General features: G+C 58.3%; 13 protein-coding genes. 8 read left to right on the top strand and 5 right to left on the bottom strand.

The window, feature by feature from the left end:
- The first annotated feature begins 55 nt into the window (after positions 1-55).
- The 3 genes from argJ (at position 56) to ACA060_RS22420 (ending at position 2,983) form a co-directional block, all read left to right on the top strand.
- Complete coding sequence (gene argJ / locus ACA060_RS22430) at positions 56-1,273, top strand: bifunctional glutamate N-acetyltransferase/amino-acid acetyltransferase ArgJ (protein ID WP_497313254.1); 1,218 nt, start codon at positions 56-58, stop codon at positions 1,271-1,273.
- A 136-nt stretch (positions 1,274-1,409) separates the two neighbouring features.
- Positions 1,410-2,042 carry a glutathione S-transferase family protein gene (locus ACA060_RS22425; protein WP_497313252.1) on the top strand — a complete coding sequence of 211 codons (633 nt, stop codon included), beginning with the start codon at positions 1,410-1,412 and terminating at the stop codon, positions 2,040-2,042.
- Positions 2,039-2,983, top strand: coding sequence for a Nudix family hydrolase (locus ACA060_RS22420; protein WP_497313250.1), 945 nt, complete (start codon positions 2,039-2,041; stop codon positions 2,981-2,983). Before ACA060_RS22425 ends, ACA060_RS22420 begins: the two co-directional genes overlap by 4 nt.
- A 127-nt stretch (positions 2,984-3,110) precedes the next feature.
- On the opposite strand, the gene ACA060_RS22415 is transcribed toward ACA060_RS22420, so the two are convergent.
- The 3 genes from ACA060_RS22415 to ACA060_RS22405 are packed head-to-tail and all read right to left on the bottom strand — an operon-like array spanning position 3,111 to position 6,695.
- On the bottom strand, positions 3,111-3,692 hold the full coding sequence (locus tag ACA060_RS22415; RefSeq protein ID WP_497313248.1) for a cob(I)yrinic acid a,c-diamide adenosyltransferase: 582 nt from the start codon (positions 3,690-3,692) through the stop codon (positions 3,111-3,113).
- Positions 3,693-3,695: 3 nt separating this feature from the next.
- Positions 3,696-5,732: a sensor histidine kinase gene (locus ACA060_RS22410; protein WP_109636187.1), complete on the bottom strand. Its 2,037-nt coding sequence runs from the start codon at positions 5,730-5,732 to the stop codon at positions 3,696-3,698.
- A 45-nt stretch (positions 5,733-5,777) separates the two neighbouring features.
- Positions 5,778-6,695: a putative 2-dehydropantoate 2-reductase gene (locus ACA060_RS22405; RefSeq protein ID WP_109634304.1), complete on the bottom strand. Its 918-nt coding sequence runs from the start codon at positions 6,693-6,695 to the stop codon at positions 5,778-5,780.
- 140 nt (positions 6,696-6,835) lie between these two features.
- Here ACA060_RS22405 and ACA060_RS22400 point away from each other — a divergent pair, with 140 nt between their 5' ends.
- The gene (locus ACA060_RS22400; protein WP_007906601.1) at positions 6,836-7,321 is read left to right on the top strand and encodes a YajQ family cyclic di-GMP-binding protein; all 486 of its coding nucleotides are present in this window, start codon (positions 6,836-6,838) and stop codon (positions 7,319-7,321) included.
- 196 nt (positions 7,322-7,517) lie between these two features.
- The gene (locus ACA060_RS22395; RefSeq protein WP_109634302.1) at positions 7,518-8,360 is read left to right on the top strand and encodes a mechanosensitive ion channel family protein; all 843 of its coding nucleotides are present in this window, start codon (positions 7,518-7,520) and stop codon (positions 8,358-8,360) included.
- A gap of 235 nt (positions 8,361-8,595) precedes the next feature.
- On the opposite strand, the gene ACA060_RS22390 is transcribed toward ACA060_RS22395, so the two are convergent.
- The gene (locus tag ACA060_RS22390; protein WP_497313245.1) at positions 8,596-9,867 is read right to left on the bottom strand and encodes an OprD family porin; all 1,272 of its coding nucleotides are present in this window, start codon (positions 9,865-9,867) and stop codon (positions 8,596-8,598) included.
- Positions 9,868-10,741: 874 nt separating this feature from the next.
- On the opposite strand from ACA060_RS22390, the gene ACA060_RS22385 reads away from it, so the two are divergent.
- Positions 10,742-11,167, top strand: a complete 426-nt coding sequence (locus ACA060_RS22385) for an HIT domain-containing protein (RefSeq protein WP_497313243.1) — start codon at positions 10,742-10,744, stop codon at positions 11,165-11,167.
- Positions 11,168-11,170: 3 nt separating this feature from the next.
- Entirely contained in the window at positions 11,171-11,377 is a 207-nt protein-coding gene (locus tag ACA060_RS22380) for a SlyX family protein (protein ID WP_010457497.1), read from the top strand.
- 63 nt (positions 11,378-11,440) lie between these two features.
- On the opposite strand, the gene ACA060_RS22375 is transcribed toward ACA060_RS22380, so the two are convergent.
- On the bottom strand, positions 11,441-12,043 hold the full coding sequence (locus tag ACA060_RS22375) for a cold-shock protein (protein ID WP_497313241.1): 603 nt from the start codon (positions 12,041-12,043) through the stop codon (positions 11,441-11,443).
- A 307-nt stretch (positions 12,044-12,350) separates the two neighbouring features.
- On the opposite strand from ACA060_RS22375, the gene ACA060_RS22370 reads away from it, so the two are divergent.
- Entirely contained in the window at positions 12,351-12,821 is a 471-nt protein-coding gene (locus tag ACA060_RS22370) for a Dps family protein (protein WP_094470990.1), read from the top strand.
- The last annotated feature ends 125 nt before the right edge of the window (positions 12,822-12,946 follow it).

Here is a 12,946-nt window from a genome sequence, read left to right as displayed (position 1 = left end):
ACACCACCGTTCTTCCTGAAAGCGGTGCTGACATCATTTATTAAGGAGCGCATTCATGGCTGTTGGTCTTGGTCCTTTGCCAACGTTGCACCCGGTTGCCGGTTTTGAACTCGGTATTGCCTCGGCCGGCATCAAGCGCCCGGGGCGCAAGGATGTCGTGGTCATGCGCTGCGCCGAAGGCTCCACGGTCGCGGGCGTGTTCACCCTGAACGCGTTTTGCGCAGCACCTGTGATTCTGGCCAAGCAACGCGTGCAAGGCCCGGTGCGTTACCTGCTGACCAACACCGGCAATGCCAACGCCGGCACCGGCGCACCTGGCCTGGCCGCTGCCGAGCGCACCTGCGCCAAACTGGCTGAACTGACCGGCGTCGACGCCAGCCTGGTGCTGCCGTATTCCACCGGTGTGATCGGCGAGCCGCTGCCGGTCGAGAAAATCGAAGGTGCTTTACAGGCTGCCCTTGATGATCTGTCGGTGAACAACTGGGAAGCGGCCGCCACCGGCATCATGACCACCGACACCTTGCCAAAAGGTGCCAGCCGCCAGTTCCAGCATGACGGCGTGACCGTCACCGTCACCGGCATCAGCAAAGGCGCGGGCATGATCCGTCCGAACATGGCGACCATGCTCGGCTACATCGCCACCGACGCCAAAGTCGCCCGCGACGTGCTGCAAAACCTGCTGCTGGACGGTGCGAACAAGTCGTTCAACCGCATCACCATCGACGGCGACACGTCGACCAACGACTGCTGCATGCTGATCGCCACCGGTCAGGCAGCGCTGCCGGAAATCACCGAAGCGAGCGGCGAATTGTTCGCCAAGCTGAAACAGGCTGTGTTCGAAGTCTGCATGGACGTGGCCCAGGCCATCGTGCGTGACGGCGAAGGTGCGACCAAGTTCGTCACCGTCGAAGTCAACGGCGGCGGCAATCATCAGGAATGCCTGGACGTTGGCTACACCGTGGCGCACTCGCCGCTGATCAAGACCGCGCTGTTCGCGTCCGACCCGAACTGGGGCCGCATCCTCGCCGCCGTCGGCCGTGCCGGCGTGCCGAACCTGGACGTGAGCAAGATCGACGTGTTCCTCGGCGAAGTCTGCATCGCCAGCCGTGGCGCCCGCGCCGCGACCTACACCGAAGCCCAGGGCGCGGCGGTGATGCAGCAGGAAGAAATCACCATCCGTATCGAACTGGGTCGCGGCGATTGCAGCGAAACCATCTGGACCACCGACCTGTCCCACGAATACGTGAAGATCAACGCCGAATACCGCACATAAGACCGAGTCGCCCGCATCGCGGGCAAGCCCGCTCCCACATGACCTGCGCTAACCCTGTGGGAGCGGGCTTGCCCGCGATGACGGACTGTCAGTCACCACAAGACTGGCCCGCTTCCCTCATCAAAAGGTCCCGAACATGAGCCTCCACCTGATCATCGGCGACAAACTGCTTTCCTCCTGGTCTCTGCGCGGCGCTCTGGCGCTCGACCTCACCGGCGCCCCTTACACCGAAGAACTGATCAAGCTGAATCAACCAGACACCCGCGAACGGCTGCTCAAGCACTCGCCGACCGGCAAAGTCCCGTTGCTGAAAACCGAACACGGCACCATCGCCGACTCTTTGGCGATTGCCGAATACCTGGCCGAGCAATTTCCCGACGCCGGTCTCTGGCCCAAAGACCCCGCCGCCCGTGCCCAGGCACGTTCGGCCTGCGCGCAGATGCACGCCGGGTTTTTTGCCATGCGCGGGAATATGCCGTTCGACCTGAGCCGCGATGCACCACTGTCGCCGACACCTCCAGAGGTGCAGGCGGATATCGAACGCATGCTGGCGTTGTGGGCTGAATGCCGTGCGGCCGCCACTGAAACCGGTCCGTTCCTGTTTGGCGGCGCGACCCTCGCCGATGCCTTCTTCGCACCGATTGCCGTGCGCTTGCGCACGTATCAGGTGAAGTTGCCGGCAGCGGACGAAGCCTATGTTGAAACCGTCTACCAATGGCCGTCGTTCAAGGCCTGGCAGAAGGCAGGCCTGGAGGAGATTGGGCAGTGAAACGAGTACACGTAGCCGCCGCCGTTATCCGTGACAGCAGTGGCAAGATCCTGATCGCACGTCGCGCCGACACCCAGCACCAGGGCGGTTTGTGGGAATTCCCAGGCGGCAAGGTCGAGGACGACGAATCCGTCGAAACCGCTCTGGCTCGCGAGCTCCAGGAGGAATTGGGTATTGTGGTGAGCGCCGCGCGACCGTTGATCAAAGTCCGCCACGATTACCCGGACAAACAGGTGTTGCTGGACGTTTGGGAAGTCTCGGACTTTACCGGCGAACCCCACGGCGCCGAAGGCCAGCCTTTGGAATGGGTGGCTCAGCGTGATCTGCTGAACTACGAGTTCCCGGCGGCCAACCAGCCGATCGTTGCGGCTGCACGTTTGCCTGCGCAGTATTTGATAACGCCTGAAGACCTGGAAACCCCGGCCTTGCTGCGCGGTATCCAGAAAGCCATCGCTGGTGGCATCAAGTTGATCCAGCTGCGCGCGCCCAACGGCTACGATCCGAAGTACCGCGATCTGGCGGTGGATGCGGCGGGGTTGTGTGCCGGCAAGGCGCAATTGATGATCAAGGGCCCGTTCGAGTGGCTTGGCGACTTCCCGTCCGCCGGCTGGCACATCACGGCCGCGCAATTGCGCAAATACGCGGCAGCGGGTCGACCGCTACCGGCGTCGCGCTGGCTGGCGGCGTCTTGTCACAATGCTCAAGAGCTGGCGCTGGCTGAACAGATGGGGGTGGATTTCGTGACCTTGTCGCCGGTGCAAAAGACCCAGACTCACCCGGATGCGCTGCCGCTGGGTTGGGAGCAGGCTACGGCGTTGATCGAAGGTTTCAGCAAACCAGTGTTTTTGCTCGGTGGCGTAGGCCCGGCAGAGCAGCAAAAGGCTTGGGACGTTGGAGCTCAAGGTGTGGCGGGGATTCGGGCGTTCTGGCCAGAGGCTTGAATTTTCAGTGATGCTGCCGGCCTCTTCGCGGGCAAGCCCGCTCCCACAGTTGACCGAGTTCTTCCAGATGGAATGCGATCAAATGTGGGAGCGGGCTTGCTCGCGAAGACCGCCAGAGAGACGCCGATTATTCCTGAGGTTTAGCGGCTGCCTGCCATAAAATCTCGGCAACCCCCTGGTGCTTGGCAATCACCCTCGCCACCACAAACAACACATCCGACAACCGATTGATATACGCCAAGCCAACCCCGGCCAACGGTTCAATCCCATTCAACTGCTGGCACCGTCGCTCCGCGCTACGCGCCAGGCTTCTGCACACATGGGCCTGGGCAATTAGCGCTGACCCCCCCGGCAGAATGAAATTCTCCAGCGGCCCCAACTCCTCATTCCACAGATCGATCGCCGCTTCCAGCCGTTCGATTTCCGCTGCATTCAGCGCCTGATACACCGGCATCGCCAACTCGCCACCCAAGTCGAACAACCGATGCTGGCAAGGCGCCAAAACCTCAATCACCTCGTTCAAACCCGGATACGCCGCACTTTCTGCCACCAACCCGGCCAACAGCACGCCCACCTGGCTGTTCAGCGTATCGACCTCGCCAATGGCCTCGATCCGCGGGTGGTCCTTGGGGACGCGGCGGCCATCGCCGAGTCCGGTTTCGCCTTTGTCGCCGGTGCGGGTGTAGATCTTCGACAAGCGAAAGCCCATGGGTTACCTCGATAGCTGATTGAGTTCTTGGGAGATGACGGGGCTGCCCGCCAGTGGCAGACGCAAGGTAAAGCAGGTGCCTTGGCCGGGTGTGGATTGCACTTCCATCTGACCCTTGTGGTTATTGGTGATGATGAAATAAGAAACCGACAAGCCAAGACCGGTGCCCTGACCGATTTCCTTGGTGGTGAAGAAGGGTTCGAAGGTGCGTTTGCGCACGTTCTCGCTCATGCCGATGCCGTTGTCCTCGACCTGGATTTCGGCCCACGGCGGATTCAGCCGGGTGCGCAGAATGATCCGTCCAGGTTCGCTGTCGTCTTCACGTTGGTGAATCGCCTGGGCGGCGTTTTTCAACAGGTTGAGCAGCACTTGTTCCAGTTCGTTGGCCGTGCCGGGCACAGGGCCCAGCGCCGGGTCGAACTGACGGATGATCGCCTGGCCCTTGAAGTCGAAACCGATGGCCAGGTCGAAGTCGTTACCGGCGATTTCCACCGCCTGATCGATCAGCGCCGGCAGGTCGCACGGGGCCATTTGCCGGGTGCTGCGCCGGCTGAAGCTGAGCATGTGCGTGACGATCTTCGCTGCCCGGGCGCCGGCCTGTTGAATGCCATCGAGCAACTGCGGGACTTCGCGCAATTGCAGGTATTTGTTGACCGTGTCCAGGGAAATGCCGGCTAGCTCGGCCTGTTCGAGGTTCTTCGGCAAGTCAGGCGACAGGCGTCGCCGAATGTTCTGCACGTTGTGCAGGATCGCGCCCAGTGGGTTGTTGATCTCGTGGGCCATACCGGCGGCGAGGCCACCGACCGAGAGCATTTTTTCTGACTGCACCATCATCTCTTCCAGAGACAGACGCTGGGTGATGTCGTCGATCCGGATCACCACACCGCGCCCGGCCCCGCCCATTAGCGGGTAGAAGGTCAGGGCGTAGTGCTTGGGTTCATCATCTTTGAACCAGGTCACGCGCTCGATCTTCGCCACGGTGTGCTGCTCGACGGTTTGCTTGAGCTGCGGCAGAAATGGCTTCAAGGGTTCGAAGGCGAGGAAGATCGGCTGGTTCAAGGCTTCGTCCAGACGGGTGCCGGACAGGGCGCTGGCCTCCTGATTCCACTGGGTCACATAGAGCTGCTCGTCGAGGGCAATCAGGGCCGACGGCATGGAGTCGATGATGCTGTTGAGGTAGTTCTGGAAACCGGTGAGTTTCTTCTCGATCTTGCTGCGCACCTGGACTTCGAGTTCCAGTTTGCGATTGGTGTGGCGGGTTTCTTCGGCCAGGCCCTGCGCCTGATCGTAAGCCGCCTGTGAGTCATCCCGGGCACGCTTGAGCTGCTGCTCCCGGGCTTCGATCCGCGAGAGCATGGTGTTGAAGGCCTCGGCGAGGCTGCCGATTTCGTCGTGGTTGCCACGGGAGGCGCGCAGGGCGTAGTTCTCTTCGCGGGTCACTTGCCGGGACAGTTCTTCGAGCTGATGGATCGGCCGGGTAATCAGGCGTTTGATCTGCCGGGCGATCACCAGCCACAACAGCACACTGAAGATCAGAATGCCCAGGCTGGCGGTCAGGGTCCCGGTGTAGAACGCCATCGGCAACTCGCTGCTGGCCACTAACAACAGATGGCCCGGCGCGGTGCCGGGGCGGGGCAGGGTGATCACTTGATTGCTGCGAAACTCGGTGGCCTGCCAGGATTCAATGTGCCGATAACGTTCCGGCAGGTGCAACTTGTCGCCATGCTGCAACTGCGCCAGTCGCTCACCCTTGCCGTCATACAAGGCCGCCGCCCGCAGCGGTGAATAACTGTTGAGTTCGTTGAGCAGGCGTTCGGCGCTTTGCGGCGACTTCAAGGCGTCGGCCACCAGGCTCGGGTTGGACACCAGTCGGCCGATGGTCTGCAAGGCCTGGGGCGCCATGCTTTCCTGAGAGATGTAATACGCGGCGCTGATAAAGGTCAGGTTGGCGACCAGCAGGATGGTGATCAACAGCACGAGCAGGGCGGCCAGCAGTTTCTGGCCGACCGGAAGGTTTTCGAGACGCTGGCGCAATGGCATCAGGTTCATCGCTGAAAAGGAACAAGTGGCCAGCGTAGCCGGTGCTCAGTCGCTGGGCAATCCAAGGCTTTGAAGATGGGTAATCAGTCGCTGCTGTAATTGATTGAGGTGGGGCAGGTTCAGTTGGTGTCGCGAGGCCACTTTGCAGACATAGCCCAGCAGGTAGCTGATTTCGGTCCGGCGCTGGCTCGCGACGTCCTGGTGCATCGACGAGTAGTTGGCCGCCGTGGCATGGATCACCCGTTCGACTTCCTGTTGCAGGTCCTGGGCCGCTGCCGGCTGACCGCAGCGTTCCAGCAAGTCGGTCAGTTCGCCACAGAGGGTGGCGACTTCGCAACGGTGTTCCTGCAAGCCGCCGTTGCGGCAATCGTGCAGCACCGTCAGTGGATTGATCGCACAGTTGAGCGCCAGTTTGCGCCACAGCCGGGTCAGGATGTCGGTGCTCCACTCGTGAGGAATACCGGCAGCCGTCAGGTCATCCAGCCAAATCGGCGCGACTGGATGACCGGCATCTCCCAGCCAGGTGTAGCCGTGACCGGCGAACACCACACGCCAGTCACCATCGCGAAACGCGCCTTCGGTGCTCGAGGCGTATACGCAACGGGCCTGCGGAACCTGGGCGGCGACGGCGTCCTGACTGCCGAGGCCGTTCTGCAACAGGATCAGCTCGGCATCAGGCGTCAGGCGCGATGCCAGTTGTGCGACGGCTTTTTCGGCATCGTAGGCTTTGCAGGCCACCAGCAGACGGTTGATTGGCTCGAGGCTGTCCGGTGTCTCTCCCGGTATTTCGTAAGTCTTGGCCTCACCGTGCTCCACCAACGTCAACCCGCCGGCCGCCTGATACGCCTGCAAGCGTTGCTCATCGCGCAGGATCAACCGGACCGGCACCCCGGCCCGCGCCAGACGGGTAGCCCATAACGTACCGAGGCTGCCGGCGCCCAATACATGCCAGGTGGTGGACATCAGCTTTTTACTCGGATTGGCGCAGGCATGTGGAGGCTCGCAGTATCGGTTGGAAAAGACCCGTTATAATGAGCCCGATTTTAACCGCAAGCCAAGCGCGCGCCATCGCTATTGAGCGCGCCTTTTATTGGAGAGATTACATGCCGTCGTTCGACGTGGTATCCGAACTGGACAAACACGAAGTCACCAACGCGGTCGAGAACGCCGTCAAGGAACTCGATCGCCGTTATGACCTGAAAGGCAAGGGCACCTTTGAATTCAAGGAAAAGGACCTGACCGTCAACTTGACCGCCGAAGCTGACTTCCAGCTCGAAGCGATGATCGAGATCCTCAAGCTGGCCCTGGTCAAGCGCAAGATCGACGTGCAGTGCCTTGAGGTCAAGGATGCCTACGCATCGGGCAAGCTGATGAAACAGGAAGCCGTCCTCAAGGAAGGCATCGACAAAGAGCTGGCGAAGAAAATTGTCGCTCACGTCAAGGACGCCAAGCTCAAGGTCCAGGCTGCCATTCAGGGCGAGCAAGTGCGCATCACTGGCAAGAAACGTGATGATTTGCAGGAAGCCATCGCGGCCCTGCGCGCCAAGACTTTCGACATGCCGCTGCAGTTCAACAACTTCCGCGACTGATGCGGGAACCTGTGGGAGCGGGCTTGCTCGCGAAGAGGGCGTATCAGTCGACATCACTGTTGAATGACACACCGCTTTCGCGAGCAAGTCGGATCGCCGCACCGCCGCTCCCACACTGGATTGTGCTTAACCCCGGCGGGGCTTTTCTGCCGCTTATTTTTCGCGTGCCGGATGGCCGGGAATCAGGAGAAAGTAGATGGATTTGAATACCGAAGTGGACAACCTGGTCAAGGCCTCCCAAGCCTGGATTCCGATGATCATGGAGTACGGCAGCCGTGTGTTGCTGGCGGTCATAACGCTGGCCGTCGGCTGGTGGTTGATCAGCAAAGTGGCGCAAAAGCTCGGTGGTCTGCTGGCGTTGCGTAATGCCGACCTCGCGCTGCAAGGGTTCATCAGCAGTCTGGCGAACATTATTCTCAAGGTTTTGCTGGTAGTCAGCGTAGCTTCGATGATCGGCGTGGAAACCACTTCGTTCGTGGCGGCCATCGGTGCGGCGGGTCTGGCCATCGGTCTGGCCTTGCAGGGCAGTCTGGCGAACTTCGCGGGCGGCGTGCTGATTCTGTTGTTCCGTCCGTTTCGCATCGGTGACTGGATCGAAGCCCAAGGCGTTGCCGGTACGGTCGACAGTATCCAGATTTTCCACACCGTGCTGCGCACAGGCGATAACAAAACCATCATCGTGCCTAACGGCAACTTGTCGAACGGTATCATCACCAACACTAACCGTCAGCCGACCCGCAAAGTAGTGTTCGATGTGGGCGTTGATTACGAAGCGGACCTGCAGAAGGCCCGTGAAGTGTTACTGGATCTGGCCAAGGATGAACGTATTCTGACTGAGCCGGCTCCGCAGGCCGTCATTTCTACGCTGGGTGACAGTTCGATCACTGTTTCGCTGCGTGTTTGGGTGAAGACGGCGGATTACTGGGATGTGATGTTCATGTTTAACGAACAGTCCCGGGATCGTTTGAAAACGGCCGGTATCGATATTCCGTTTCCACAGCGGGTTATTCGTGTTGTTCAGGAAGCTGCAGTGCAGTAACAACGTTTTTTACTTGGCTGTTCGGTCAAGTTAAACGCACAAGCCCAGGTATCGATAGATGCCTGGGCTTTTTTTGCTGCCTCTTGAGGAATGTTAGCTGCCTACTGTTATTCATGTGAACGTTATTAGCCTGCTTACGAATTGAAAACCGGGCAGGCATAAAAAAACCGCCCACCTGATCAGGTGAGCGGTTTTTTTATTGCAGATTTGAGGCTATCGAACTATCGCTGAGAAATTACAAGATGCTCAGTGGGTATTCGACGATGAAGCGGAAGTCGTTGTTGTCGTTGCCGTTGATGGCGTTGTAAGAAGAGTTTGTACGGTAGATCGCGCTACGTACGCGGAAAGACAGGTCTTTGGCTGGACCGCTTTGCATAACGTACTTGGTTTCGAAGTCGAACTCGTGTTCTTTACCTTCTTCGGCGCCAGTGGTGATGTTGTCACCCCGGACGTAACGAGTCATGAAGCTCAGGCCAGGAACGCCATAGGTTTTCATGTTCAGGTCGTAGCGAGCCTGCCACGAACGCTCGTCTTGACCGTTAAAGTCAGAGTACTGAATGGAGTTGGCGAGGAAGATGGTACCGCCGCCGTCAACGCCATAAACGTAGCCGGTGTCACCAGTGGAACGTTGGTGCGCCACGGTGAACTTGTGGGCGCCGATGCTATAGGCAGCGGAAAGGGACCAGATGCGGTTGTCAACATCACCGCTCAGCTCTTGACCCTGGCTCTTGGAGCGATAGCCGTTGAAGTCGAAGTTCAGGGACTGATCTTCGTTGATCGGCAGGGTGTAGTTCGCGTTGATGTATTGCTTCTTGAAGTAGTCATCTACATCGGAAGCAGCTACGCCGGCTACAAAATTGTCGGTGAACTGGTAGGTCGCGCCGGCAATGTTGGCACTGCTGAGGCCTGGGTTGTGCGGTCCGTTGATGCTGTCACGGCCCATGCCAGTCTGCGAACTCAAAGCGGTGAAACGACCAGCGCTCAGCTCCAGCCCTTTGATCTCTTTACTGGTGATGATGGTGCCGGTAGCAACTTCTGGCAGCAGACGGCTGTCGTCTGTGGAGAAGACAGGGCTGGCAACGTATTGGTTACCATATTTCAGGACCGTGTCGGACAGACGGAACTTAACTGCACCGCCAGCCTTGGATTGGGTGTCTTCCGGGCGGCCTTCGCTATCACGACCGAACATGCCATTACCGGTGCGGCCACGGCCACTGTCCAGTTTGACCATGGCATTGACCAAGGCATCGACACCGAAACCTACGGTGCCCTGAGTGAAGCCCGACTCGTACGTAGTACGTACGCCGAGGCCAGTCTCTTCGCGATAACTTTGCGAAGTGCTAGGGTTGTTTTTGAAATCACGGTTCATGTACAGCATACGGCTATGAACATTCAGACTCTGATCTTCAAAAAAGCCCTTGGATTCCTCTTGAGAGGACGCCATTGCTAACTGCGAAGTACTGGCCGAAACAGCCAGTGCGATCATGCTCCACTTCATCACGCGCATCGTGATTTGCTCCTTTGGTTTTAGAAGAGTACTGCCGTCCCACCTGTTTTTTTATCTGGGCGGCTCTTTCTTTATTGTGTCGGCGCAAACTTATATCACGCCGATCATGTTGGCGATACTTGCGTATCTAACCTTGCAGCTTCTTTACGACCCTGTCGCAAACAGCTTGGTAGATGTCGCAAATTTAGAGCCTCGACGCAATAGGACTGGCAACTTTAATGTTGTTTTCCAAGGCGTGTACGTCGGTAAAAAGAGTCCCTGGTGAAACGTTTGAATCTCCATCGGGCAACCCTGCCGCTGTTTTTATTTGCCTTGAGGCTTCCACTTCCAGCGGAGGCTTCCAAGGCGATGTGGGTGTGAATGCAACAAGCGTGCACAAACTGCAATTGTGCAGCTGTTTTTTTCTGAAAGCCTGCCTGTCGCTGTAAAAACCTCATAAAACCGGGGGCTTCAAGCGCGTTTTTTGTGCGCTTGACGCCGTGCGTTGCATGGTGTTGTCACCCGACGGTGGGCGGCGTGACAACAAAAAATGTTACCGGTTCACCCCTCCAGTGAGTACTTGGCGGATGCTGACGAACTCAGCGTAGACGCACTGTGCGGTTTTGGTGCAAAAAATCTTAATCGCTGTGCTGAAATCACACAGTGCGGTAACGGACTCATCTGGAACTATTCATTGGTTATCAGTCATTTCGGCGTTTTCGGTGTGATCTTCGGTTCTGTAATGGTGCGTCGTGAGCAAAAAAGGCCCATATCGGGGCGTTCGTGCGGCGTGAAGCCAGTGGCGTTCACAGGTATGCTGCCGTCCTGTCGCTTGGTTCGCTGCCGCTTGGGAGGCGCGCTAAGCTGAAAAATGATGAATGCGGGAGTGCGCGCGGTGTTCGCTTTAGATTCACGACTTCAACAAGACACGCTACCGATTGGCGATTTCCCGCTTTGCCGGTTGCTGTTATCCAATGATTCGAACTACCCCTGGTTCATCCTGGTGCCACGCCGTGAAGATATCAGTGAGATATTTCAGTTGAGTGTCGCAGATCAACAGCAGCTCTGGCAGGAAGTAACCACGCTGGCGGAACTGCTCAAGGATTCGTTCGACGCCGACAAGTTGAATGTCGCGGCGCTGGGTAATGTTGTCAGTCAGTTGCACATGCATGTGATTGTGCGCAAGCGTGAGGACGCCGCCTGGCCAGCCCCGGTCTGGGGCAAACACCCGGCCGTGCCTTACAGCGCAGCGCAGGTCGCGGTTATTCGCGAGCGGCTGCGTCTGCTGTTGACCCATGACTTCACGTTTCTGGAGGGTTGAATCATGAGCCTGGAAGATCGCGTTACTGATCTGGAGAGCCAGCTGGCCTTTCAGGATGACACCATCCAGTCATTGAGCGATGTGCTGGCGACGCAGCAGCGCGCCGTTGAGCGCCTGCAATTGCAGATGGCCGCCTTGCTCAAGCGCCAGGAAGAAATGGCCGGGCAGTTCGAAACCTTCGAAGAAGAAGCGCCGCCGCCGCATTATTGAAACCGCAGGCAATAAAAAACCGCGAACAGCCAGGCTGTTCGCGGTTTTTTTTTCAGCCTTGAGTCAGCGACGCGGCAGGGCGGCAATCACGTCTTCGGCTTGCAGCCCTTTGTCACGATTCATGACGGAGAACTCCACGCGCTGGCCTTCGACCAGAACACGGTGACCTTCGCCACGAATGGCCCGGAAATGCACGAAAATATCATCGCCGGAATCACGGGAAATAAAGCCGAAGCCTTTGGAGGTGTTGAACCACTTGACGGTGCCGGTATCGCGGTTGCTCATGTCATAGCTTGGCGAGGCGGCGGCCGGTGAAGATTTGTAGAAGCTGATAGCCAGGTGCAGGAGAACGGCGATCAGCGCAGCCACCAGGCTGAACAGGACGGCAGGTTGACCGGCGATGACAGGCATCGGCGCGAGCAACGTCAGGGTTTGCAGGACGACGGCCAGGACCAGCAGGGCGCTGACCAGGTTTTGCAGTTGGTGACGCGGGCCTTTGTTCCAGTAAGGGATAACGGGAGCAAGGGTGAGGTTGAGCAGGCCGAAAAAGGCCAGGTACAGCGCATCGGGTTGTTGCAGGTAAGGTAGTGCTTCGGATCGCAGGCTAGGGATGAAGGACAACAGCAAAGCTGCTGCGCCCATTAGCAGGTGGACGATTTTCAACATTTTGATTAACTCACGTTAAGACAGATCACAAGGAAGAGCTGATGGAGCACGGTTCGCTTCAGAACAATAAGAGGCGTTGGACACGTACCCGGTACCAGCCTATGCGCAGCCCCCGGAAAATAGGCGGTCGCGACACACTGTCTATTTAACAGCAAAGCCTGCAGCTACTCAAATCAGGCAGTCCAGCGGTGCTCCGAGGGGCGATTTGTCGCAGGGTATTGTGCAATCCCGGGCTGCGAGGGGGTGGCAGGCTTGCTAGAGTGGTCCTGCACCTGTTGGATGAACTCATCACCTTTAGGGGATAAACATGGCAATCGATATCGGTATCAGTGAAGAGGACCGCAAGTCCATCGTCGACGGGCTTTCGCGTCTGCTGTCGGACACTTATGTGCTGTATTTGAAAACCCATAACTTCCATTGGAATGTCACCGGTCCCATGTTTCGGACCCTGCACCTGATGTTCGAGGAGCAATACAACGAGTTGGCCCTGGCCGTCGATTCGATTGCCGAGCGCATTCGCGCCCTCGGATTTCCTGCGCCAGGCGCCTATTCGATTTATGCGCGGCTGTCTTCTATTAAGGAAGAAGCCGGCGTGCCGAGCGCCGAAGACATGATCAAGCAGCTTGTCGATGGCCAGGAAGCGGTCACCCGTACGGCGCGCGGGATCTTTCCACTGCTGGAAAAAGTCAGTGACGAGCCAACGGCTGACCTGCTGACCCAGCGCATGCAAGTCCACGAAAAAACTGCGTGGATGCTGCGTTCTCTGCTGGATCAGTAATATCGTCAATACGCGAATGATGCCCATCGGGCGTTGTTCGCGGTCTTTGCCTTCTTAAAATCGCTTTTGCTCTCGTTAAAATTCGTCTGGTTGCGTAGGAATATGGCCGGCCTAGGACGCTGTCC

The sequence above is a fragment of the Pseudomonas sp. LBUM1671 genome, assembly GCF_059695685.1.
This window is presented reverse-complemented; position numbering and strand designations above follow the sequence as displayed.

Bases quoted from the DNA above. Each gene is read 5' to 3' on its own strand.
- argJ (WP_497313254.1), top strand. From the start codon at position 56: ATGGCTGTTGGTCTTGGTCCTTTGCCAACGTTGCACCCGGTTGCCGGT.
- ACA060_RS22425 (WP_497313252.1), top strand. From the start codon at position 1,410: ATGAGCCTCCACCTGATCATCGGCGACAAACTGCTTTCCTCCTGGTCT.
- ACA060_RS22415 (WP_497313248.1), bottom strand. From the start codon at position 3,692: ATGGGCTTTCGCTTGTCGAAGATCTACACCCGCACCGGCGACAAAGGC.
- ACA060_RS22410 (WP_109636187.1), bottom strand. From the start codon at position 5,732: ATGCCATTGCGCCAGCGTCTCGAAAACCTTCCGGTCGGCCAGAAACTG.
- ACA060_RS22405 (WP_109634304.1), bottom strand. From the start codon at position 6,695: ATGTCCACCACCTGGCATGTATTGGGCGCCGGCAGCCTCGGTACGTTA.
- ACA060_RS22400 (WP_007906601.1), top strand. From the start codon at position 6,836: ATGCCGTCGTTCGACGTGGTATCCGAACTGGACAAACACGAAGTCACC.
- ACA060_RS22395 (WP_109634302.1), top strand. From the start codon at position 7,518: ATGGATTTGAATACCGAAGTGGACAACCTGGTCAAGGCCTCCCAAGCC.
- ACA060_RS22390 (WP_497313245.1), bottom strand. From the start codon at position 9,867: ATGCGCGTGATGAAGTGGAGCATGATCGCACTGGCTGTTTCGGCCAGT.
- ACA060_RS22380 (WP_010457497.1), top strand. From the start codon at position 11,171: ATGAGCCTGGAAGATCGCGTTACTGATCTGGAGAGCCAGCTGGCCTTT.
- ACA060_RS22375 (WP_497313241.1), bottom strand. From the start codon at position 12,043: ATGTTGAAAATCGTCCACCTGCTAATGGGCGCAGCAGCTTTGCTGTTG.
- ACA060_RS22370 (WP_094470990.1), top strand. From the start codon at position 12,351: ATGGCAATCGATATCGGTATCAGTGAAGAGGACCGCAAGTCCATCGTC.